Below are 21,773 nucleotides of genomic sequence, written 5' to 3' on the forward strand. Positions count from 1 at the left end.
ACGGGCTCAGATGGTCCCGATCAAGTCTGCGACTGAGTCGAGGACCTGGGTGGGGCGGAAGGAATAGCGGGCAATGTCCTCGCGCTGGGTGATCCCGGTCAGCACCAGCACGGTGGTCAGCCCCGCCTCGATCCCGGCGATGATGTCGGTGTCCATCCGGTCCCCGATCATCCCGGTGGTTTCTGAGTGGGCATCGATCTTGTTCATGGCTGACCGGAACATCATGGGGTTGGGCTTTCCCACGATGTACGGTTCGCGGTTGGTCGCCGCGGTGATCAGTGCCGCGATGGCTCCGGTAGCCGGGATCGGCCCTTCCGGGGAGGGGCCGGTGACATCCGGGTTGGTGGCGATGAAGCGTGCGCCGTCCAGGATGAGCCGGATGGCCTTGGTGATGGTGCCGAAGGAGTAGGTCCGCGTTTCGCCCAGGACAACGTAGTCCGGTTTTGTGTCGGTGAGGATGAGGCCGGCCTCATGCAGCGCCGTCGTCAGTCCCGCCTCTCCGATGACGAAGGCGCGGCCGGGGGAGGGAGCATTCTTGAGCTGGTCCTTCAGGAACTCGGCGGTGGCCAGGGCCGAGGTCCACAGGTTTTCCTCCGGCACATCAAGGCCCGAGGCGTGCAGCCGGGCCGCGAGGTCGCGCGGTGTGTAGATCGAGTTGTTGGTCAGGACCAGGAACCGTTTTGAGGTGTCCACCCAGCGGTTGATCAGGTCCGACGCTCCCGGGATCGCCTGGTTCTCGTGGACCAGCACCCCGTCCATGTCCGTCAGCCAGCACTCGATGTCTTCGTTTTCGCCCACGGTGTCCTCTTCCAGGTCTGGTTCGGCACGGCAGCCCGCTGCAGCAGTCCGGGGCGGCGGCAGTCTCCTCCCGGGCCCGGATGCGGGCGGGCCCAGTCTTTCACCTTAGGCTGGAAGGGTGATAGAGAGCCCTGAAACATTGCCCGCAGCGGAGCCCGGTCCGGAGCTCTCGGCACACGAGGTCGGCGTCGGACCGTGGGAGGGGCCGTGGCCCGAGGGCGATCACTGGGACCCCGAGCTGCTCGCCGCCGGAGACCGGCGCAACGTCGTGGACGAGTACCGCTACTGGAAACACGATGCGATCGTCGCGGACCTCGACACGAAGCGCCACGAGTTCCACGTCGCCATCGAGAACTGGCAGCACGACCTCAACATCGGTTCCGTGGTCCGGACCGCCAACGCGTTCATGGCCAAGGAAGTGCACATCATCGGACGACGCCGGTGGAACCGGCGCGGTGCCATGGTCACCGACCGCTACCAGCATGTCCGCCACCATCCCACCGTCGAAGACTTCACCGAATGGGCCCGGTCCGAGGGGCTGGCCATCATCGGGATCGACAACTTCCCGGATTCCGTTCCGCTGGAAACCTACGACCTGCCGCGCAACTGTGTGCTGGTTTTCGGGCAGGAAGGGCCGGGACTCACGCCCGAGGTGCACGAAGCCGCCGAGGCAACGCTGTCCATCGCCCAGTTCGGCTCCACGCGGTCCATGAACGCCTCCGCGGCGGCAGCCATCGCCATGCACGGCTGGGTCCGCCGGCACGTGTTCGGCCAGAAGGTGTCCTGACCCTTTTCGCAGCCGGTGTCCGCTCCGGCGGCCGGGACCGCCGGTGAACGCTTCCGGAGACGTCAAGAACCGGCACACCCTGCTCTACGCCGGTGACTTGTGGCTAGGATGGGGGAAGCCACAGAGGGCCCGGCCCTGCCGCATTTTTATCTTCGCTAAGGAGTCAGCATGCCTATTGCAACCCCCGAGATCTATGCAGAGATGATCGACCGGGCCAAGGCGGGGGGATTCGCATACCCGGCTGTCAACGTCACGTCTTCACAGACCCTCAACGCTGCGCTCGCAGGTTTCGCTGAGGCCGGCTCGGACGGCATTGTCCAGGTCTCCACGGGCGGTGCCGCGTACTGGTCCGGCGCATCGGTGAAGAACATGGTTACCGGTTCGGTGGCTTTCGCCGCGTACGCCCGCGAGGTAGCCAAGAGCTACGACGTGAACATCGCCCTGCACACCGACCACTGCCCCAAGGACAAGCTGGACGACTTCGTCCTTCCGCTGCTGGCCATCTCCGAGGAGCGGGTCAAGCGCGGCGAAGACCCGCTGTTCAACTCCCACATGTGGGACGGCTCCGCGGAGACGCTGGAAGAGAACCTGCGGATCGCCCAGGAACTCCTGGCCCGCACGGCAGCTTCCAAGATGATCCTCGAAGTCGAAATCGGCACTGTCGGCGGCGAGGAAGACGGCGTCGAGAACGAAATCAACGAAAAGCTGTACACCACCGTTGAAGACGGCATGGCCACCATCGAAGCTCTCGGTGACGGCAGCAAGGGCCGCTACATCACTGCCCTGACCTTCGGTAACGTGCACGGCGTCTACAAGCCCGGCGGCGTGAAGCTGCGCCCCGAGATCCTCGAGGAAATCCAGCGCGCCGTCGGCGGCTCGATCGGCAAGGAACGCCCGTTCGACCTGGTGTTCCACGGCGGCTCCGGCTCCTCCGCCCAGGAAATTGCAGACGCCGTGTCCTACGGCGTGGTGAAGATGAACATCGACACAGACACCCAGTACGCCTACACCCGCCCGGTCGCGGACCACATGTTCCGCAACTACGACGGCGTGCTCAAGGTGGACGGCGAAGTGGGAAACAAGAAGCAGTACGACCCGCGCGTCTGGGGTGCCTCTGCCGAAAAGGGCATGGCCGCCCGCGTGGTCGAAGCTGCGCAGTCCCTCGGATCAGCAGGAAAGCACCTCTAATGTCAGACGAATTCCGCAAGAACCTGCTCGGCCCCGAGCCCACGTACCTGCCCGAGGAGACCGACGTCGTCGCCCGCCTTGCCGCCGGTGACGAGGCAGTGGACCTGGCCGCCAAGTTCCCCACGTCCTCGCAGGTCTGGGCGGCACTGGCTGATGAGGCCTTTGCCGACGGGCGTCCGGTGGAGTCCTACGCCTACGCCCGGGTGGGTTACCACCGCGGCCTGGACGCGCTGCGCCGGGCCGGATGGCGCGGGACCGGACCCATCCCGTGGGAGCACGAACCGAACCGCGGTTTCCTGCGTTCCCTCTACGCCCTGGGACGTGCGGCCGCAGCTATTGGCGAGGCCGATGAGGTCGACCGCATCGAGAAGTTCCTGGACGCTTCCGACCCGGCTGCCAAGGCTGCTATCGAAGCCGGCTAGGGCTCACACGGATTGATCCGAAAAGGCGTCTCCCGCTGGGGCGGCGCCTTTTCGCTGTCCGGCGGCGGCCTACCAGCCCCAGGTGCCGGGTGCTCCCTTGAAGGGGCCGGTCACACGGCTGGTGATCCAGCCGCCGTAGAAGTCGCCCTCCTGGGGCTGGACTTCTTCGCCGTCCACCAGGACTGAGTCCATCAGCCCTGGATACAGTGCGGCGGTGGCTGCAAGGGCCTCGTACCCCGGCGCGGGGTGCGGGTAGGTCCACGCGCCGCGGGCGGCCCGCGATGATCCGGAGACGACGTCGTAATAGGAGGCAGTGCCTTTGTACTCGCAGTGGGTGACACCGGAGACCGGGTGCAGGGTATCCGGAGCGAACGCCTCCAACGGCAGGTAGTACACCGGCGGATGGCTGGTTTCCAGCACCCGCAGGGCCTGCCGGGTTTCGACTATCCGGGATCCGCCAAGCCAGACCTGGACGAGTTCGCTGCTTGGTTCGACGCGCGGCGGACGGGGGTAGGACCAGACGGACTCGGCATGCGGGTGATAGCGGTTTTCCATGCGGTTCCTCTTTCACCGGCGGCGGGCCTCGCCGCGATAGTAGTCGTGACGGCAAGAATTTGGGGGCGGGCCGGGACTGAGGAGAAACCGAACCTCACCGGCGGGCGGACCGGTGCCAGCGGGCCGAGGTCCCGGCCGTTCCAGAAGCACGATGCCGCGGCGATCCGGCGGATGGAGCGGACCCCGTAGAACTCCAGCCGGTCCCCCGTAGTGCCCGCTGTCCGCACCCCGCGCACGATCAGCCGGGCCAGCGGATTGACGGCCTGCAGCCACAGCGGGTGCACCGCCAGCGGCGCCGGAACGGATCCCAGCATCCTGCCGAGCAGCGTCACACCGCCCAGTTCCGCACTCAGCCGCAGGGGGCCGCCGTCGACCGTCAGCCGTCCGTCAGCGAGGTACGCGCTCACCGGGACGACGTCGATTGCGTCGAAGGTGTAGGTGGAGGAGACGTACCGGGCTATGGCCTCGCTGGGGGCCAGGAGAAGCCGGGAACCGAAGCGGTTTTCGACCATGACGTCGGTAAACGGACCAAAGGGGGAGTCCGGCCAGTGTCCAACAACCAGGCGGGTTCCCGAGGAAGTGCCCAGCCCGGCGATATAGCCGCGGAAGCGCTCCATCGTCCAACCGTACGCCTGGATCAGGCCTTCCAAACCGGGTTCGGCGCAGATCGGCTAAACTTGACAGGTAAGAGCCCCGCAGCTCTGCGCCGGTGCCTTTGTGGCCTACCTCGCATGAGTGCAGGGGCGTTCTCATGCACGGTAGCGGTTCAGCGCCTGGCGCGGCTCCCTAGCGTAACTAATGGGGGAGGATCCCATGCCAGCAATTGTCATCGTCGGCGCCCAGTGGGGCGACGAAGGTAAAGGTAAGGCCACCGACCTGCTCGGCGGCCGCGTCGACTACGTCGTCAAGCCCAACGGCGGAAACAATGCCGGCCACACCGTCGTCGTCGGCGGTGAAAAGTACGAGCTGAAGCTCCTGCCCGCCGGCATCCTGAGCCCCAACGCGATTCCCGTGATCGGCAACGGCTGCGTGGTGAACCTGGAAGCACTGTTCGCTGAAATCGACGGACTCGAAGCCCGCGGCGCGGACACCTCGAAACTGCGCATCTCGGCCAACGCCCACCTCGTGGCACCGTTCCACCAGGTGATGGACAAGGTTACCGAACGTTTCCTGGGCAAGCGTGCCATCGGCACCACCGGCCGCGGCATCGGCCCGGCCTACATGGACAAGGTCGCCCGCCTGGGTATCCGCGTCCAGGACATCTTCGACGAATCGATCCTGCGCCAGAAGGTTGAAGGTTCGCTGCGGCAGAAGAACCAGCTGCTGCTGAAGGTTTACAACCGCCGCGACGTCGACATCGAAGAGATGGTCCAGTACTTCCTCTCCTACGCGGACCGGCTGCGGCCCATGGTCATCGATTCGACCTATGAGCTGAACCGCGCCCTCGATGAGGACAAGGTGATCCTGATGGAGGGCGGCCAGGCCACGTTCCTGGACGTCGATCACGGCACCTACCCGTTCGTGACCTCCTCCAACCCCACAGCCGGCGGCGCCTCTGTGGGTTCGGGTATTGGCCCGACCCGCATCACCCGCTCGGTGGGCATCATCAAGGCCTACACCACTCGTGTTGGTGCCGGTCCGTTCCCCACCGAACTCTTCGATGACATGGGCCTGTACCTGCAGAAGACCGGCGGCGAGTTCGGTGTGAACACCGGCCGCCCGCGCCGCTGCGGCTGGTACGACGCCGTCCTGGCGCGCCACGCTTCCCGCGTCAACGGCTTCACGGACTACTTCGTGACCAAGCTGGACGTGCTCACCGGCATCGAGAAGATCCCGGTCTGCGTGGCCTACGACGTCGACGGCGTGCGTTTTGACGAGATGCCGATGACGCAGACCGACTTCCACCACGCCAAGCCGATCTTCGAGTACTTCGACGGCTGGACCGAGGACATCACCGGGGCCAAGACCCTGGAGGACCTGCCGGAGAACGCCCGGAACTACGTGCTGGCCCTGGAAAAGATGTCCGGCACCCGGTTCTCCGCGATCGGCGTCGGTCCGGACCGCGACCAGACCATCGTGATCCGCGACCTGATCAACGAGTAGTCCCGCTCTTCCGAAAGCCCCGCAGCCACCTGGCTGCGGGGCTTTCGTCTGCCCGGAAGGCACGGCCGTTCGGGGTGCCTGCAGCTGCCGCCCGGACACGTTCCGTACAACCCTTGCCCGGATCCGTGGTTGCGTTCACGATGTCTTGTAAGCGTCGCCGTGTCGAAACGGTTCTGTGCCCCGCAGCTTCGGACAGCGAAACAACTCAAGCGTCTTGGAGGCCCGGCATGAGTATGCAGCACTCAGCAGCTTCAGTGGTCGAGACAACCGTAGGGCCTTTGACTGTTCGGAGGATGGGGTCCGGCCCGCCGGCCATTTTGTGGCACAGCATGTTCGTCGATTCGGAGACGTTCAGCCCCCTGGTCGATGAGCTGGGCCGGCACCGTGACCTGTTCCTGGTGGACGGGCCGGGGCACGGCAGCAGTCCCGGGCCGCGAAGGATCTACAGTCTGCAGGATTGCGCTGTGGCAGCCATCCAGATTCTGGACGGGTTGCAGCTCGATTCCCCCGTGGACTGGGTCGGAAACGCCTGGGGAGGGCATGTGGGAATTCTCGTTGCCCAGGGATGGCCCGGCCGGTGCCGGACATTGACGATGATCGGGACGCCGGCTTACCCGCTGTCAACGGCTCAGCGCCGGAAGACAGCACTGCTGGTGGCTCTTTACCGGGTGCTGGGGCCCGACCGGTTGAGCCCGCTCGTGGTGAATGCACTGGTGGGGTCGGAGAAGGCCACGGAGGAGGAAATCGCCGCGGCCGAATCCGTGGACCAGTCATTCCGCAGGGGGGACAGGCAAGGAAAGTACTGGGCCATGCGTTCGCTCATGCTGCGCCGTCCGGACCTGCGCGCCGTCCTGGAGAGTCAACAGGTGCCTACGCTCATGATGGCAGGACGAGATGACCCCATGAACGATGCACAGGAAGCGGCGCGGCTGGCCTCCCTCATGTCCCGTGGCGGATTCAAAGCCCTCCCCGGCGGTGGACATGTGGCACCGTTATTCGTAGCCGCAGACGAGCTGACCCAATCGGTCCTGGATTTCTGGGAGACCCTGCAGCCTCCCGGCCGGTAATTTCCCCGCCGGTAGGTTCACGGACGGGAGTGAGGCCAGTCTGCAGGAAAGTCCCGGCTGTACCGGACTTCGAACACCGGAGGGGTGAACCGGGTGTCCTCGAGGACACCGCCGTCGTTCATCCAGCCGTGTCTATCATAGAACTGCCGGGCCCTGCGGTTCTCCTTGGCCACCCAGAGGAAGGCACGCGAGCAGCCCAGTTCGGCCAGGCCGCGTTCCGCTTCCGTGAAGAGGGCAGAACCTGCTCCCCGGTTCCACCAGCCGGGGTGGACGTTGATGGCGCGGAGCTCTCCCGTGCCGGCGTCGTCCTCGGGCGCGGGATCGAAAGCGGCGAAACCGACCGGGCGGCCGGCAACAGCGGCGACCAGGTACGTGGTGCCCGAATCCGGTGTTCCGAGGTTGCGGCGCCATCCGTCAGCCACGCGTGCCACGTCCATTCCGTCGAGGTATTCATCGCTCATGATTCCCCGGTAGGCAGCACGCCATGCAGCAACGTGGAGCTCGGCGAGGAGCTCGGAATCCTGGTCGACCGCTTGGCGGATCGTGATGTCCGTCGTGTCCATACCAGGGCTATCCACGCTCCTAGTCCCTGGCCGAGAGGATGCAGAACTCGTTGCCTTCGGGGTCTGCCAGGACAACCCAGGGAACATCCGGGCCCTGCCCGACGTCGGCGCGGACAGCGCCGAGGGCAAGCATCCGGTCCACTTCCTCTTGCTGGGTGCAGCCTTCGGGAACCAGATCGATGTGCAGGCGGAGCTTCGCGGTCTTCGCGTCCGGAACGGGAATGATGTCGATTGGCGGTCCCAGCACGCCGTCTTCGGGCATCAGGCCGAGCCCGCCGTCGAATTCTTCGGCAATCCGGTACCCGAGGGCCTGGGTCCAGAACTTGGCCTGGCTCTCCACGTCGACGGCATCAAGGGCAAGGGAGGAAAATCTGCTGCTCACGGAAGACTCCTTCGGCTCGGGCGGGGTCGCTACGAACCTAGCAGCGGATTACGCAATGGAACACCCCTGGCCGCGGGGACTGATCGGGGCATCTGCCGGCAACCTACCAGCGGTTCCGGGCCTCTTCGATCCAGCCCTGGAGGCCGTCGAGCCGGTGGCGCGTTCCGTCCGGGGCCACGGCCCAGCCTGACCAGGAGCCAAACGCCTGCCAGGTCTTCGCGGCCACGAGGACGGCGTTCGTTGCCGCCAGGCGCCGGTGGAACGGCGTCAGCGTGGCGTCGATCCAGTCCCCGCGCACCTGCCAGGGAGCCAGCGGATCCGCCAGGTCGTAGCTGAACTCCAGTTCGCCGTCGTAATGGTGGAGCACCCCGTCCACGATCAGCGCGTTTTCGGTAGCCGGAGTTCCGGCGGTCCACAGGCCGCCGACCTGCAGGCCCAGCCGCGTGCCGTCCACGGTCCCGAACCCGGCAGCCCAGTTCCAGCGTTTGGAATACGGCCAGCGGCCGCGGCCGCGGTCCAGTACCGCAAAGGACTCCGGCCCGCCGACGGAATACTCCTGCCCGTCCACCGTCACGGTCCCGCTGACCGCCCGAGCCACGTCCTTCAGCGTGTACTGGTACCGCGTATCCGACCACGGCACCACCACGCCAAGCACGTCCCCGCCCAGCGGAGCATAGAGTTCGACGGCGACACGCTCCGCTTCGGCGCGCAGGTGCGTGCCGCCGGCGTCGTCATGGAACCGCAGGTGCAGCCCGCCCATGGAGCCCACGGCTGTAAGGGGCGGCAGCGTGTCCGGCAGGAGGGCTGCCGAGCCGGCAGGCAGGGCCAGCGGGTCGCAGCGGATTTCCTTGCCGGTGGCGCGTTCCAGGACGTACAGCTGAAGCGTTGCGGCGTAGTCCAGGTGCGCGATCGTCATGCCGACGACCAGCTCCGGGGTCACGACGCCCCAGTACTCCCACCGCTTGCTCCGCCAGCCGTGCCGCAGGCCGGACGGCAGGTGCCCGAAGGCGTGCAGCGGACTGCGTGTGTAGCCTGTCGCCGCGGGGTTGAGCTTCCCGCTGGGCAGGGCAAGCTGCACGGGTTCCTTGATTTCGTCCATGGCGCCACAGTCTAGGCCGCTTGGGCGAAGTCATCCTGTACCGCCGCGGTCTTCGCGGCGGTGTTCCTGACGGTGTTCCTGACGGAGTTCCCGGGGGTGGACTTACTGGGCGCAGACTTACGTCTGGCCTTTTTGCAGATCGGCGACTTGGTGGATGGCCGCGCGGCACTCCGGGGACCTGCCGGGGCCGGGGCCGGGGCTGTGGCCGAGCGGGCGGGCCTGCCGGTTGCCCCCTCGGGGAAGAGCGCCGCACGAATCTCGGCCCGGGCGAACTCCGCCGCGGCGAGGAAATCCCGGGCAGCTGCGGCGTCCCGCTTCTCTGCAGCCCGGCGGGCGGCCCGTAACCGCAGTGCTCTGAAGGCCAGCCAGCCCACGACAGCCAGGCAGGTCCCTGTGCCGTAAAGCAGCACCGCTGCCAGGACCAAAGACGTGGTTCCGCCGGAGAAGAAGCCGAGGCCCAGCAGGGCGGCAGCTACCCAGAGAACGCTCAACCAGCAGGTCGCGTCCAGGACAGGGGAGGGAGGGGAGCCGGCAACCCGGCTGGGGAGGGACAGGAGCCGGGCGGCGCCGGGATGGCGCCGCCGGAAGTCTGCGGGGAGGGACACGTTGACCTGCTTCCAGACAAGTTTCGAATGAAAGACGGCGGGACGGAGTGATCCGCCCGGGGAAATCATAAGGGGCCCGAACTAAGACTGGCACTCTCATGCTTCGAGTGCTAATCTACTGCCGAAAGTTGAGCGAATCCAACTCAACTTTCCTCAAACAGCAGATCAGCCCGCTGAATGGAGCAGCGGAGGCGTGAAGGAGTTGATTGTGTGATGGCTACCCGATTTGACCCGTTCCGTGAACTGGACCGTTTCGCCCAGACCCTGCGCAGCGAAACCCTGCGCGGGATGCCGATGGACCTCTACCGGCAGGACGACCGGTATGTCCTCAGCGTCGACCTTCCCGGCATCGATCCGGGCTCCGTGGACATCGACGTCGACGGCCAGCTCCTGACGATCCGTGCCGAGCGCACCCTGCGCGGCGCCGATGGCGTGCAGTGGCTGACCCGTGAGCGCGAGGGCGGCTCCTTCCTGCGCCAGCTCAGCCTTGGCCAGGGTCTCGACACCGAAGGCATCACCGCCCACTACGAAAACGGTGTGCTCACTGTCCTGATCCCGGTCAGTGAAAAGGCCAAGCCGCGCCGTATCGAGGTGCAGTCCGGCTCCTCGGCATCGCTGGGCACCAGCGGCGAGCACCGCGAAGCCGAGGCGGTCAGCGCCTAGAGGCACCATGTCCATTCGGGGCGGCAGGCGGAGTTCCCGTCTGCCGCCCCGATCCGTGTCCGGGCACTGACGCGCGGGCACCGGGCCGCGTAGCGTGGGCACATGACTACCCAGGCGCGTGCCGCGATCCTGCGCGGCGTCCATGAACAGTTTGAAATCACCGACGTCGTTCTTGACGACCCCCGTCCTGACGAGGTGGTGGTCCGGATGGTCGCAGCAGGCGTCTGCGGAACCGACCTCGGTGTCCAGGCCGGCCACATTCCGTTCCCGCTGCCCGGCATCCTGGGCCATGAAGGAGCCGGCGTCGTCGAGGAGGTGGGCAGTGCCGTGACCTCCGTGGTTCCCGGCGACCACGTCCTGCTCAGCTTCACCAGCTGCGGCACCTGCCGGAACTGCCGCAGCGGCCATCCCGCCTACTGTGTGGACTTCCTGGACCTCAACCTCCTGGGCGGCTCGCGCATGGACGGCAGTGCCACCATCACCAAGGAGGGTAAGGGAGTCCACGGACATTTCTTCGCCCAGTCCTCCTTCGCGAACCTGGTCCTCGCGGATGAGCGCGGCGTCACGAAGGTGGATCCTGACGCAGACCTGACCCTGCTCGCGCCGCTGGGCTGCGGAATCCAGACCGGAGCCGGTGCGGTCCTGAACGTGCTGCGCCCCGAGCCGGGTTCCACCCTGGCGGTCTTCGGGGCCGGTCCCGTGGGTCTCTCCGCCGTGATGGCTGCGGCCCTCAGTGGCTCGACCCGGATCGTGGTCATGGACCTGGTGGACTCGCGGCTGGAGCTGGCCCGGCAACTCGGAGCGACCGACGTCGTCAATTCCGGCAGCACCGATGCGCTGCAGGCGCTTTTGGAACTCACGGACGGCGCGGGTGTCACGCACGCACTGGAGACAACGGGAAGCACCCACGTCGCGGCGGCTGCAGCGGACTCCCTGGCTCCGCTGGGCAAGCTCGGCCTGATTGGCGCACCCGCCTCCGGATCAACCGTGGAGCTGGACGTGAACTTCCTGCTCAACGGGCGCCAGGTGCTCGGCATTACGGAAGGGGACTCCACTCCGCAGCTGTTCCTGCCCGCGCTGGTGGACCTGGTGCAGCAGGGACGGTTCCCGCTGCAGAAGCTGGTGACCCCCTACCGTTTCAATGAAATCAACGATGCCGCCGCCGCCGCGAAGGCCGGAGAGGTGCTGAAACCTGTGCTCCACTTCGAGGACCTGCACTAGGCTGGAGAAAAATCCGGTCCCGAGCAAGGCGGTCATCCGATGTTGGTCAGCGTAGGTCAGTTCAGCCCCGGCGGAGACGTCGAGGAAAACCTTGCGGCGATGCGCTCGCTGGCTGAGAAGGCAAAAGCCGAAGGGTCCGAGCTGATCGTCTTCCCCGAAGAGTCCATGTTCAGCATCGGCAAGGTCGAGGGGACCCTCGCATCAGCGGTCGACGCCGGCTGGACCAGGTTCGTCCAGCAGCTCTCGCTGATTGCCGCGGAACTGCGTATCGCCGTCGTCGCCGGCGGGTATGAATCCTCAGGGGAAGAACGGCCCTACAACACCCTGGTCGCCATCGATAACGACGGCAGGATTGCCGCGACGTACCGCAAGCTGCACCTGTACGACGCTTTCAGCTACCAGGAATCAACCCGGATCAAGGCCGGGGACCGCGGCATCCAGGTGGTGGAGATCGGCGGCCTGCGGGTGGGGCTCATGACCTGTTACGACCTGCGGTTCCCCGAGCTGGCCCGCGCCCTGGCCGTCCAGGGAGCGGACCTCCTTGCCGTGCCTGCCGCCTGGTTCAAAGGTGAGCACAAAGTGGACCACTGGGAGACGCTGCTGAAGGCCCGGGCCATCGAGAACACCGTGTGGGTGGCAGCTGCCGGCACCTCGAGCTCCCACACGATTGGCCACTCCGTGGTGCTTGATCCCCTGGGCATCCCGCAGGTCTTCCTCGGTGAGGAGCCGTCCGGCGTTGTTACTGCCAACGTCGTGCGCAGCCGCATTGACGAGGTCCGGGAATTCCTTCCGGTGCTGCAAAACCGCCGGTTTGCCGCCAATGAGCAGATTCTGGAGGGCTAGCGCGCGTTTGGTTCCGGCAGTTCGATCGGCTGCCGCCCCGGGCCCTTAACGAGGTACCGGTAAGCGGCGAGCATCAGCAGCAGCCACACCCCGCCGACGGCCAGGGCTGTCCGGCCGGGTCCGGTGAAGGCCAGAATGACGGTCACCACGCCCATGAAGGCCAGCGCGGCATAGTTCAGCACCGGCCATCCCGGGAACGCAAAGCCGGCCGATGGCGTCCCCTCCCGGCGCATTTCCAGTCTCATGCGGTGGTGGCTGAGCAGGATGGAAGACCAGGTGAAGAGCGTCGCAAACGTGGCAATCGAGGCCACCACCAGGAACAGCTGGTCCGGGATCCACAGATACAGCCCCAGCCCCGCGACCAGGCTGGCCATGAGGATGCCTACCGGCCAGACGGGCACACCAAAGCGGGACACCCGGGTGAAGCTGTTCGGGGCGTGGCCCTGTTCGGCGAGCCCGTACATGGTGCGGGCGGCGGCGTAGAAGATCGAGTTCATCGCCGACAGTGCGGCCGTCAGGACCACGGCGTTGATGAGGTGTTCAGCGAACGGAATGCCCAGGCCCGCGAAAACCTGCACGAAGGGGCTGCCCTCGGAACCGATCCGGTCCCAGGGCAGGAGGCAGAGCATGACGCCCAGGGAGAGGATGTAGAAGAGCAGGATCCTCACCGGTACGGTGTTGACCGCTTTGGGGATGGCCCGCTGCGGGTCCCCGGTTTCGCCGGCGGTCACCCCAAGTGTCTCGATACCGCCGAAGGAGAACACCACGATTCCCAGGCTCATGACGACTCCCCACACTCCAAAGGGTGCGAAACCTCCGTGGTCCACCAAATGGTGCACGCCCGGTTCGTAGCCGCCGGTGCTGATGCCGAAGACGATCAGGTACAGGCCGCCGGCCACCATCGCGATGATGGTGGAGACCTTGATCAGGGTGAACCAGAACTCCAGTTCCCCGAAGACACTCACGCGCATCAGGTTCAACCCGCCGATCACCAGCATCGCGGCGACCATCCACAGCCAGCCGGGGGTGTCCGGGAACCACAAACCCATGTACATGCTCACGGCGGTCATGTCGGCGATGGCAACAATGATCATCTCGAAGGCGAACGTCCAGCCCGTGAGGAAACCCATGCGGGGGCCAAGGTAGCGGCCGGCGTACTGCGAAAACGAGCCGGCGACGGGATGGCGTACGGCCATTTCTCCCAGTGCCCGCATGACCAGGAACACCGCGCAGCCGGCAATGAGATACGCGATCAGCACGGCTGGTCCCGCCGCTTGGATGGTTTGGGACGAGCCGTAGAACAGCCCGGTGCCAATGGCGGAACCAAGCGCAATGAAACGGATGTGCCTTACGGACAGGCTGCGTTGGAGCCCGGTGTCGCTGCGGCGGTCAAGGGGGGTGGTGAGGGGCATGGTCTTCCTGTGCCGGGGCACTCGGCCGCCGGGGTTGCTGGTCCGGTGCGGGGCTTGGAGGCTTGTTGATCCCGCTTGCCGCGCGGCGCGCACCAACGGGGGCGGGCGCCGCTCAAGTCTCCCACATTCACCGGCGCCGCCGCCTCTCCGGAGACCTCTCCGGACCGTCCCGCAGGGGCCGAACGGCCGGCGGCGTGCAGGTCCGGACCGAAGTGAAAAGCGGCCCGGAACGGAAGGGAAATGTTTTTTCGCAACCGCGTAACTTTTCCCGGTCTACGGACGATTACCTCTGTGTAATGGCCGCGCCGGGGTTTATCCCCCCAAAAAGCTTCGGCGCGGCCATTTCCCTGCAGGATCAGCCTGGGCGGGGTACGATTTGGTTCGCCCCAACGTTCTGGATCGAAGGACCCCGCCTTGGCTGACCCGCTCACAGAGCAGATGGTCGCTGAGGCGCGTGCAAACAGCCCCGCGGCGCTCCGGGCCGTATACGAGTCCCTGGCGCCGGCCGTCCTTGGCTACCTGAAGTCCAAGGGCTGTGACGATCCTGAAGCCCTGGCACAAGAGGTCTTCCTGACGGTATTCGGCAAGCTATCGACAATCACCGGCGGAGCCGCAGGTCTGCGAACCTTCACCTTTTCCGTTGCCCACGCCCGGATGGTCGATGACCAGCGGCGGCGTGAGCGCCAGCCCGCCCCCGCCCCCTATGACCCGCTGGCGGATATCCGGTATTCGGAATCGGCTGAGGACACCGTGATGGGGAGTTCCCACATGGTTGCCCCCCTGCTGGAAGGGCTCACGGACCAGCAGCGCGAGGTGATTCTCCTGCGCGTCGTCGCGGATCTCTCCTTGGAGGAAGCAGCGCAAATCATGGGGAAGACGGAAAACTCCGTCAAACAACTTCAAAGAAGGGCACTGGCGGCCCTCAAGGAACGCTTCGCAGGAAAGGAGGCAGCGGAACTATGAACGGGATGTCCAGCAACCCCGGCGACGAAGAAGCAATCCGGCGCCTCTTGGATGAATCAGGTGTCGAAGCAACACCGGAGCTCACAGACGCGCTCCGGAAGCTGCGCACCGAGTCCCGCGGCGAGGCGCCGGCGCCGTGCGCCGAACTGGAGGCCCTCTTCACGGCAGGAGTCACCCCTCTTCGCAAGTCCCGGCGCCGTGGTTTCCTCCTGGGCGGAGCGGTCATTGCGGCCATGGCTGCCGGCACTACCGGCGTCGCTGCGAACGGCGACTTTTGGGTGACTGCCGAAAACTCGCACGAGTTGCCCGCGCCCGTGCACTACGAGCAGATCCCGGCCCCGGCGCCGGCTCCGGAGACCCCGGCGCCAACCGATCTTCCGGATTCCTCCGCCGATCCTGCACCTGCTGCCGAAACCATCCCGGACCCGGAGGCGGTTCCGTCCGCCGAAGCCGAAGCCGAAGCCGAAGCCGATCCGTCCGTGCCGTCCGCGCCGGCCGCGCCGGCCGCGCCTACGGATGGCGCTGCGGAAGGCCCTTCGGAAGATTCTCCGGAACGTGCTCCCGAACGTTCAGAGCAGCGGAGCGGCCGGGACTGGAACCAGGGGAACCGGGGCAACGGTTCAGAGAATGGCCAAAGGCAATCCGGCTGGGAGCATGAAAAGCGTTCCGGTACGTCGAAAGACGGGTACGGCAAGGACCACGGTGAGCGCGGCAAGAGCCAGGAAAACCGGGCTAGGAGCGGCCGGGATGATGACTGACCGGGCCGCGGACTTCGGCTAACCCCGTCCTTTTTCACACGAGAGGCCAGTTACGGCTCGTTTCAGACGTGAAACGAGCCGTAACTGGCCTCTCGGTGGTTTTGGCGGCGGAGAGGGCTAGACCGTCAGCTGGCGCTTGGAGGAAATCACTCCGGTGTTGAAGCCGGCCAGGTTCAGGCCGCCGTGGAACCGGGCGTGCTCGATCTTCACGCAGCGGTCCATCACCACGTTCATTCCTGCCGCTTCGGCGCCGCGGGCCACGTCCTCATGCCAGGAACCCAGCTGCAGCCAGAGCGTCTTGGCCCCCACAGCCTTCGCTTCCTCGAGAACCGTCGGCAGGTCCTCGTGCCGCCGGAAAACGTCCACGATGTCCGGGGTCTCCGGAAGGTCCGCCAGCGACGCGTACACAGGCTGGCCCAGGATTTCCTTGGCCACCGGGTTCACGAAGTACACCTTGTACGGCGAGGAGGAGAGCAGGTAGGTCGCCACGAAGTAGGACGCACGGGAGGGCTTGTCCGATGCTCCGACAATCGCGATCGACTTCGCCGAACGCAGCAGGGCCAGGCGTTCCGGGGCGCTGGGGCTCTGCCAGGTGCGGGTATCGGGTGTTTCAGACATTGGCGGACTCCTGGGTCTGGGCAGCGGTCGCGGCGGGCACGGAGCAGGACGCCGGTTCGACGGCGGCAGCCGGGGACGCTGCGGCGGCCGCAGCGGCGGTGAGGCCCTGGTCCAGGTCCCACAGGATATCGTCGAGGTCCTCCAGCCCCACGGAGATCCGGACCAGGTCCTCCGGCACACCGGCAGCAGCCAGCTGTTCGGGGGAGAGCTGCTGATGTGTCGTGGAACCCGGGTGGATCACCAGGGTCCGTGAGTCGCCGATGTTCGCCAGGTGCGAGGCGAGCTGCAGTGACTCGATGAAGGTCTGGCCTGCGGTCCGGCCGCCCTTCACGCCGAAGCTGAACACGGAACCGGGTCCCTTGGGCAGGTACTTCTTGGCCCGTTCATGGTGCGGATGGGACGGCAGCCCGGCATAGGACACCCAGGCCACGCGCTCGTCCGCTTCCAGCCATTCGGCCACGGCCTGTGCGTTGCGCAGGTGTTCATCCACCCGCTGGGCCAGGGTTTCCACGCCCTGCAGCAGCTGGAACGCGGACTGCGCGCTCAGCGTGGGCCCGATGTCGCGCAGCTGCTCGGAGCGGAGCTTGGTCAGGAAGCCGTATTCACCGAAGTTCCCCCACCAGGAGATGTTGCCGTAGGAGGGCACCGGTTCGGTCATGGCCGGGAACTTGCCGTTGCCCCAGTTGAACGTGCCGGCCTCCACGACGACGCCGCCGAGGGTGGTGCCGTGACCGCCGATGAACTTGGTGGCGGAGTGGATGACGATGTCCGCGCCGTGCTTGAACGGCTGCACCAGGTAGGGAGTGCTCAGCGTGGCATCGAGAATCAGCGGCACACAGGCGTCGTGCGCCACCTTGGCCAGGCCCTCGATGTCGGTGACCTCGCCGCTGGGGTTCGCCACAACCTCGGCATACACGGCTTTGGTGTTTTCCTGGATTGCAGCCGCGTAGTCCGCAGGATCCGTTCCGGGAACAAACGTGGTTTCGATCCCGAAGCGGCGCAGCGTGACGTCCAGCTGCGTGACCGTTCCGCCGTAGAGCTGGGAAGCGGCCACGATGTGGTCCCCGGCGGAGCAGATGGCCGCGAAGGTCACGAACTCCGCTGACATGCCCGATGCCGTCGCCACGGCTCCGATTCCTCCCTCGAGGGACGCGATGCGTTCCTCGAACGCGGCGACCGTGGGGTTGCCGATCCGGGAGTAGATGTTTCCGTACTTCTGCAGCGAAAACAGGTTCGCGGCGTCGGCGGTGTCCTTGAACACGAACGACGTCGACTGGTAGATGGGCACGGCACGGGCGCCGTGGATGGCGTCGGGGGTTCCGCCGGCGTGCAGGGCACGGGTGCGGAAGCCGAACTGGCGGTCACTCATGGAACTGAGTGCTCCTTCCTTGGGGGAACCGCGGGTAAGCGGTTCTCCGATGGTTGCTTTATTAGGTGCGGAAAACCAACAATGTGAAGAACAGATGCGACGAGGCGACCCGGGGAGCCGGCATGGAACAGTACGTGATCGTGGTCGAAACGGGATACAAACTGGCCTCGGCGAACCACAAAATCACACCCACGGACCCGATGGACCGGGTCGAGGCGCAGAAGATGTTCACCGAAATGATGGACAGCCGGCATCCGGAACTGCTGCCGCCGAAGCACAACACCACCATCCTGGAAGTGTCTCCGGTGGAGTTCGTGCGCCTGCACCGTGCCATGGGCGGCGCGGTGGAGCTGGACCGGGTGACGCTGGCGCGCGTTCACTAGGCAGCGCTCCCGGCACGCCGTTCCTCGCACACAGCGTGGATCGCGGGAATGCACGGCTCGTTCTGCAGGCTGGTGGTGTCTCCAAGCGTGCTGCCCTCGAACAGCTGCGTGAGCAGGCGGCGCATGATCTTCCCGGAACGGGTCTTCGGTACATCGGGAACCACGACGACGGCGGCCGGCTTGGCGATCGGCCCGATCTCCTTGGCGACGTGGTCCCGCAGGGCCTTCGTGACGGCGTCCCCGTCCGTGGCCGCGGCATCCGTCAGGACCACGAACGCGGCAATCGCGTGCCCGGTCTTCGGATCCGCGACGGGGCAGACCCCGGCCTCCACGACCCAGGGGTGGGAGACCAGTGCCGATTCGATTTCGATGGTGGAGAGCCGGTGGCCGGAGACGTTGAGCACGTCGTCCACGCGGCCCAGGATCCAGGTGTCTCCGTCGTCGTCGTACCGTGCGCCGTCCCCGGCCAGGAACCAGCCCTTTTGCGCGTACTGCCGCCAGTAGGAGGAGAGGTAGCGCTGCGGGTCGCCCCAGCAGGTGCGGGCCATCGACGGGCCGATCCGGTCCACCACGATGAAGCCCTGCACGTTCGGCGGAACGTCGTTGCCGTCCCCGTCGACGATCCTGGTGGAGACGCCGGGCAGGGCGCGGGAGGCGCAGCCGGGCTTGAACGCGGTGTCGGTCTGGCGCGGAGACAGGATCGTCGCGCCGGTTTCGGACTGCCACCAGGTATCGATCACGGGGACCTCACCGCGGCCGATGTTCTCCCGCATCCAGCGCCACGCTTCCGGGTTCACCGCTTCGCCGACCGTGCCGAGCAAGCGGATGGAGGACAGGTCCCAGGTGTCCGGGACGCCGTCGGGGAACCAGCCCATCAGGGACCGGACCAGGGTGGGGGCGGTGTAGTAACTGGTGACCTTGTACCGTTCGATGATTTCGAAGTGCCGGCCCGGGTGGGGGGTGTTCGGGGTGCCTTCGAAGATGACCTGGGTGACGCCGTTGGAGAGCGGGCCGTAGATCTCGTAGGTGTGCGCGGTGACCCAGGCCAGGTCGGCAGTGCACCAGTGGACGTCCTGCCCGCGCGCGGATTCGTCCGGATTGGCGAAGAGGAACTCGTAGCTCCAGGACGCCTGCGTGAGGTAGCCGCCCATGGTGTGGACCAGGCCCTTGGGCTTTCCCGTGGTGCCGGAGGTGTACATGATGAACAGCGGCGTTTCGGCGTCGAAGGATTCCGGCTCGTGCACGTCGGAGGCCGTGTCCACGGTGTCGTGCCACCAGACATCCCGCCCTTCGGTCCAGGCGATGTCGCAGCCGGTGCGCTTCACCACCAGGACATGTTCGATCGCGTTTTCACCGGACACTGCTTCATCCGCGTTGTCCTTGACCGGAACGGCAGTGCCGCGGCGGAACTGCCCGTCCGTGGTGACCAGCAGTTTGGCCCGGGTGTCTTCCACCCGGAACTTCAGTGCCTCCGCGGAGAACCCGCCGAACACCAGCGAATGCACCGCGCCGATCCGGGCGCAGGCCAGCGTGATGATGATGGTCTCGGCGATGACGGGGAGGTAGATGACCACCCGATCGCCCTTTTCGATGCCCAGGGCCAGCAGCGCGTTGGCAGCCTTGGAGACTTCCTTCTGCAGCTGCGCGTAGGTGATGCTGCGCCGGTCCCCGGGCTCGCCCTCGCAGTGCAGGGCAACCTTGTTGCCGCGGCCCGCGGCAACGTGGCGGTCCACGCAGTTTACTGCGACGTTGAGCCGGCCCCCGGCGAACCATTCGATCTCCGGGACGGTGTACTCGGCGTCGGCTTCGGGAACGTCCGGGCCGCTGAGCCGCTGGGGCGGGGTAAAGCGGTGCGCGGTGTGCCACGGCGTCTCCCACTGCAGCCGCCGGGCAGCCTCCTCCCAGAACGCGATGCGCTCTGATTCAGTGGCGAACTCCGGTTCGGCTGCTGTCTGGGTTGCTGTGCCTACGCCCATTTCTTCACTGCCCACTTCTCTGCGACGCCCAGCAGGGCATCCGTTGTTTTACCGATGACCGCCAGCAGCACGATTGCCAGGAACATCCGGTCGGTGCGGCCGTTGTTCTGCGAGTCGGTGAGCAGGAAGCCCAGCCCCATGGAGGAGGCGATCAGTTCCGCGGCCACCAGGAACAGCCAGGACTGGGCCAGCGCAAGGCGCAGGCCGGAGAAGACCGAGGGTACGACGGCGGGCAGCTGCACCGTGGTGAGCAGCTTCAGTCCGTTCAGGCCAAAGGCACGGGCTGCTTCCACGAGGTTCTTGTCCACGTGCCGCAGAGCCAGGGACACGGTGGTGAAGACCGGGAAGAACGCCCCGATAGTGATCAGCGTGACCTTGGAGTCCTCGCCGATGCCCATCCACAGGATAAGCAGCGGAACCAGGGCCAGGGACGGAACGGCCCGGACGGCGCCGAACAGCGGGCCCAGCAGCACATCTGCCAGTTTCGAGAGGCCCAGTACCGCGCCCAGGACCAGGCCCAGGGCGGCGCCGAGGGCGAAGCCGGTGAGGACCCGCTGGGTGGAGATAGCGATGTGCGTGCCCAGCTCGCCGCGTTCCATCAGGTCAGCGGCGGAGGTCAGGACCGCGCCGGGGGAGGGCAGCTGCACGGCACTGAAGAGGCCGAGCACGGACACCAGCTGCCAGAGGGCCAGCAGGAGTACCGGAACTACGAGGCCCAGGGACACGCGGACCCAGGTCCGGGAAAGGGCGCCGGCGGACGGACGCCCGGTGACGGGCGGGACAGCCGCGGACGGGCCCTGCGGACCCACGGCCACGGGAACGGAAGTTTGCTGGGAATTGCTGCTCATCAGGATTCCTTAACGGCCGCCGGATCGGCCTTCTGCACGAAGGAGTCATCCAGCAGGGAGGCAACGGCGTCGTCGATCGCCTTCTGACTGGCGACGTCGCCGGTCTCGACGAACACGGGTCCCACCTTTTCCAGGACCTTGCGCTGGGCGTCGCCCGGGGCGGCGTCGACGTCGAGGTTGCTGCGTTCCAGAATGACGGTGCGGGCCACTTCGAGGTCCAGGCCGGCGACGTCGGCGAGGATCTGCGCGGTTTCTTCCGGGTTCTCGGCTGCCCAGGCACGCGCCCTTTCATAGACGTTGACCACGGTCTGGGCTACTTCCGGCTGCTCTTCCAGGAAGGACTCGGTGGCGTTCAGGAAGCCGTAGGTGTTGAAGTCCAGATTGCGGTAAAGGAACTCGGCACCAGCGTGCTCGGCGCCGGCCATGATCGGGTCCAGGCCGGACCAGGCGTCCACGGCGCCGTTTTCAAGGGCAGTGCGGCCGTCCGCGTGCTGCAGGTTCTCAACCGTCACGTCGGAGGTGCTCAGCCCGGCCTCTTCCAGCGCCTGGACCAGGAAGAAGTACGGGTCGGTGCCCTTGGTGGCGGCGACGGACTTGCCGGCCAGGTCAGCCACGGAAGTGATGTCCGAGTCGGAAGAGACGAGGAGTCCGGCCCATTCCGGCTGCGAGTAGATGCTGATGGTCTTGATCGGGGAGCCGTTGGACCGGGCCAGCAGGGCAGCCGAACCGGCGGTGGAGCCGACGTCGATCGCTCCGGCACGCAGTGCCTCATTGGCCTTGTTCGATCCGGCGGACTGCACCCAGTTCACGTCCACGCCCTGCTCTTCAAGGGTGGCTTCCAGCCAGCCCTGGTCCTTGATGACCAGGCTGAGCGGGTTGTAGGTGGCGAAGTCAATGTTCAGGGTGCCGCCGTCGGCTGCATCATTGGCGGCAGCGCCGGAGGAGTCTTCGCCGGCAACGCAGCCCGTGAGGGCCAGCGAGAACGCTGCGGCAGCGGCGGCCAGGACGGCGAGGGGACGGCGGGAGAAGCTGGGCGGGCGGCGGGAGAAGCTGGGCGGGCGGCGGGAGAAGCGGGAACGGCTGTTCATGGGGAATTCCTTCAGGAAGTGGAGGGCAGGGAAGAAGGGCGGTGCGGGCACGGATCGCCCGC

At 66.4% G+C, this 21,773-nt stretch carries 24 protein-coding genes; 11 read left to right on the plus strand and 13 right to left on the minus strand.

Annotated elements, in window-relative coordinates:
* Positions 1 to 6: 6 nt before the first annotated feature.
* Entirely contained in the window at positions 7 to 759 is a 753-nt protein-coding gene (locus tag NF551_RS00840; protein ID WP_227896594.1) for an HAD-IIA family hydrolase, read from the minus strand.
* A gap of 157 nt (positions 760 to 916) precedes the next feature.
* Between NF551_RS00840 and NF551_RS00845 the strand changes: the two genes are divergently transcribed.
* The 3 genes from NF551_RS00845 (at position 917) to NF551_RS00855 (ending at position 3,195) form a co-directional block, all read left to right on the plus strand.
* Complete coding sequence (locus tag NF551_RS00845; protein WP_227896578.1) at positions 917 to 1,585, plus strand: TrmH family RNA methyltransferase; 669 nt, start codon at positions 917 to 919, stop codon at positions 1,583 to 1,585.
* Between the two features lie 168 nt (positions 1,586 to 1,753).
* Positions 1,754 to 2,773 (plus strand): class II fructose-bisphosphate aldolase, encoded by a 1,020-nt coding sequence (gene fbaA / locus NF551_RS00850; RefSeq protein WP_227896579.1) that lies wholly within the window; start codon positions 1,754 to 1,756, stop codon positions 2,771 to 2,773.
* Entirely contained in the window at positions 2,773 to 3,195 is a 423-nt protein-coding gene (locus tag NF551_RS00855; protein WP_227896580.1) for a DUF3151 domain-containing protein, read from the plus strand. Before fbaA ends, NF551_RS00855 begins: the two co-directional genes overlap by 1 nt.
* 69 nt (positions 3,196 to 3,264) lie before the next feature.
* Here NF551_RS00855 and NF551_RS00860 read toward each other — a convergent pair whose 3' ends face one another.
* On the minus strand, positions 3,265 to 3,750 hold the full coding sequence (locus tag NF551_RS00860; RefSeq protein WP_227896581.1) for a DUF427 domain-containing protein: 486 nt from the start codon (positions 3,748 to 3,750) through the stop codon (positions 3,265 to 3,267).
* Positions 3,639 to 4,367 (minus strand): hypothetical protein, encoded by a 729-nt coding sequence (locus NF551_RS00865; protein WP_341481684.1) that lies wholly within the window; start codon positions 4,365 to 4,367, stop codon positions 3,639 to 3,641. The genes NF551_RS00860 and NF551_RS00865 overlap by 112 nt, the downstream gene beginning before the upstream one ends.
* 196 nt (positions 4,368 to 4,563) lie before the next feature.
* On the opposite strand from NF551_RS00865, the gene NF551_RS00870 reads away from it, so the two are divergent.
* Positions 4,564 to 5,853: an adenylosuccinate synthase gene (locus NF551_RS00870; protein WP_227896582.1), complete on the plus strand. Its 1,290-nt coding sequence runs from the start codon at positions 4,564 to 4,566 to the stop codon at positions 5,851 to 5,853.
* Positions 5,854 to 6,086: 233 nt separating this feature from the next.
* Positions 6,087 to 6,920, plus strand: coding sequence for an alpha/beta fold hydrolase (locus NF551_RS00875; RefSeq protein ID WP_331460473.1), 834 nt, complete (start codon positions 6,087 to 6,089; stop codon positions 6,918 to 6,920).
* Positions 6,921 to 6,937: 17 nt separating this feature from the next.
* Here the strand turns inward: NF551_RS00875 and NF551_RS00880 are convergent, their stop codons facing one another.
* The 4 genes from NF551_RS00880 to NF551_RS00895 all read right to left on the minus strand — a co-directional run bounded on the left by NF551_RS00880 (position 6,938) and on the right by NF551_RS00895 (position 9,569).
* Complete coding sequence (locus NF551_RS00880; protein WP_227896584.1) at positions 6,938 to 7,498, minus strand: GNAT family N-acetyltransferase; 561 nt, start codon at positions 7,496 to 7,498, stop codon at positions 6,938 to 6,940.
* Positions 7,499 to 7,502: 4 nt separating this feature from the next.
* The gene (locus tag NF551_RS00885) at positions 7,503 to 7,865 is read right to left on the minus strand and encodes a VOC family protein (RefSeq protein ID WP_227896585.1); all 363 of its coding nucleotides are present in this window, start codon (positions 7,863 to 7,865) and stop codon (positions 7,503 to 7,505) included.
* Between the two features lie 103 nt (positions 7,866 to 7,968).
* Complete coding sequence (locus NF551_RS00890; RefSeq protein WP_227896586.1) at positions 7,969 to 8,964, minus strand: DUF2804 domain-containing protein; 996 nt, start codon at positions 8,962 to 8,964, stop codon at positions 7,969 to 7,971.
* An 11-nt stretch (positions 8,965 to 8,975) separates the two neighbouring features.
* Positions 8,976 to 9,569, minus strand: coding sequence for a hypothetical protein (locus NF551_RS00895; RefSeq protein ID WP_252604973.1), 594 nt, complete (start codon positions 9,567 to 9,569; stop codon positions 8,976 to 8,978).
* A gap of 213 nt (positions 9,570 to 9,782) precedes the next feature.
* On the opposite strand from NF551_RS00895, the gene NF551_RS00900 reads away from it, so the two are divergent.
* The 3 genes from NF551_RS00900 to NF551_RS00910 all read left to right on the plus strand — a co-directional run bounded on the left by NF551_RS00900 (position 9,783) and on the right by NF551_RS00910 (position 12,296).
* Complete coding sequence (locus tag NF551_RS00900) at positions 9,783 to 10,232, plus strand: Hsp20/alpha crystallin family protein (RefSeq protein WP_227896595.1); 450 nt, start codon at positions 9,783 to 9,785, stop codon at positions 10,230 to 10,232.
* Positions 10,233 to 10,334: 102 nt separating this feature from the next.
* On the plus strand, positions 10,335 to 11,453 hold the full coding sequence (locus tag NF551_RS00905; RefSeq protein WP_227896596.1) for an NAD(P)-dependent alcohol dehydrogenase: 1,119 nt from the start codon (positions 10,335 to 10,337) through the stop codon (positions 11,451 to 11,453).
* A gap of 39 nt (positions 11,454 to 11,492) precedes the next feature.
* Positions 11,493 to 12,296, plus strand: coding sequence for a carbon-nitrogen hydrolase family protein (locus tag NF551_RS00910; RefSeq protein WP_227896597.1), 804 nt, complete (start codon positions 11,493 to 11,495; stop codon positions 12,294 to 12,296).
* Here the strand turns inward: NF551_RS00910 and NF551_RS00915 are convergent.
* A complete protein-coding gene (locus tag NF551_RS00915) occupies positions 12,293 to 13,708 on the minus strand; it encodes an amino acid permease (RefSeq protein WP_227896598.1) in 1,416 nt (471 codons plus the stop codon). The two genes, NF551_RS00910 and NF551_RS00915, sit on opposite strands and share 4 nt — an antisense overlap.
* A 414-nt stretch (positions 13,709 to 14,122) precedes the next feature.
* Here NF551_RS00915 and NF551_RS00920 point away from each other — a divergent pair, with 414 nt between their 5' ends.
* Positions 14,123 to 14,671, plus strand: a complete 549-nt coding sequence (locus NF551_RS00920) for an RNA polymerase sigma factor (RefSeq protein WP_227896599.1) — start codon at positions 14,123 to 14,125, stop codon at positions 14,669 to 14,671.
* Complete coding sequence (locus NF551_RS00925; protein WP_227896600.1) at positions 14,668 to 15,429, plus strand: hypothetical protein; 762 nt, start codon at positions 14,668 to 14,670, stop codon at positions 15,427 to 15,429. Before NF551_RS00920 ends, NF551_RS00925 begins: the two co-directional genes overlap by 4 nt.
* A gap of 117 nt (positions 15,430 to 15,546) precedes the next feature.
* Here the strand turns inward: NF551_RS00925 and NF551_RS00930 are convergent, their stop codons facing one another.
* The gene (locus NF551_RS00930) at positions 15,547 to 16,047 is read right to left on the minus strand and encodes a CoA-binding protein (RefSeq protein ID WP_227896601.1); all 501 of its coding nucleotides are present in this window, start codon (positions 16,045 to 16,047) and stop codon (positions 15,547 to 15,549) included.
* Positions 16,040 to 17,416: an O-acetylhomoserine aminocarboxypropyltransferase/cysteine synthase family protein gene (locus tag NF551_RS00935; RefSeq protein WP_227896602.1), complete on the minus strand. Its 1,377-nt coding sequence runs from the start codon at positions 17,414 to 17,416 to the stop codon at positions 16,040 to 16,042. Before NF551_RS00935 ends, NF551_RS00930 begins: the two co-directional genes overlap by 8 nt.
* Positions 17,417 to 17,499: 83 nt before the next feature.
* Here NF551_RS00935 and NF551_RS00940 point away from each other — a divergent pair, with 83 nt between their 5' ends.
* Positions 17,500 to 17,799: a hypothetical protein gene (locus tag NF551_RS00940; RefSeq protein ID WP_227896603.1), complete on the plus strand. Its 300-nt coding sequence runs from the start codon at positions 17,500 to 17,502 to the stop codon at positions 17,797 to 17,799.
* On the opposite strand, the gene acs is transcribed toward NF551_RS00940, so the two are convergent.
* Genes acs through NF551_RS00955 form a run of 3 tightly spaced genes read right to left on the minus strand, consistent with a single transcriptional unit; the run spans position 17,796 to position 21,711 of the window.
* Positions 17,796 to 19,775 (minus strand): acetate--CoA ligase, encoded by a 1,980-nt coding sequence (acs, locus tag NF551_RS00945; RefSeq protein WP_227896604.1) that lies wholly within the window; start codon positions 19,773 to 19,775, stop codon positions 17,796 to 17,798. The two genes, NF551_RS00940 and acs, sit on opposite strands and share 4 nt — an antisense overlap.
* Positions 19,766 to 20,623 carry an ABC transporter permease gene (locus NF551_RS00950; protein ID WP_227896605.1) on the minus strand — a complete coding sequence of 286 codons (858 nt, stop codon included), beginning with the start codon at positions 20,621 to 20,623 and terminating at the stop codon, positions 19,766 to 19,768. The genes acs and NF551_RS00950 overlap by 10 nt, the downstream gene beginning before the upstream one ends.
* The gene (locus tag NF551_RS00955) at positions 20,623 to 21,711 is read right to left on the minus strand and encodes an aliphatic sulfonate ABC transporter substrate-binding protein (protein ID WP_227896606.1); all 1,089 of its coding nucleotides are present in this window, start codon (positions 21,709 to 21,711) and stop codon (positions 20,623 to 20,625) included. Before NF551_RS00955 ends, NF551_RS00950 begins: the two co-directional genes overlap by 1 nt.
* Between the last annotated feature and the right edge of the window lie 62 nt (positions 21,712 to 21,773).

This window comes from Arthrobacter caoxuetaonis (genome assembly GCF_023921125.1).
GTDB lineage: Bacteria > Actinomycetota > Actinomycetes > Actinomycetales > Micrococcaceae > Arthrobacter_B > Arthrobacter_B caoxuetaonis.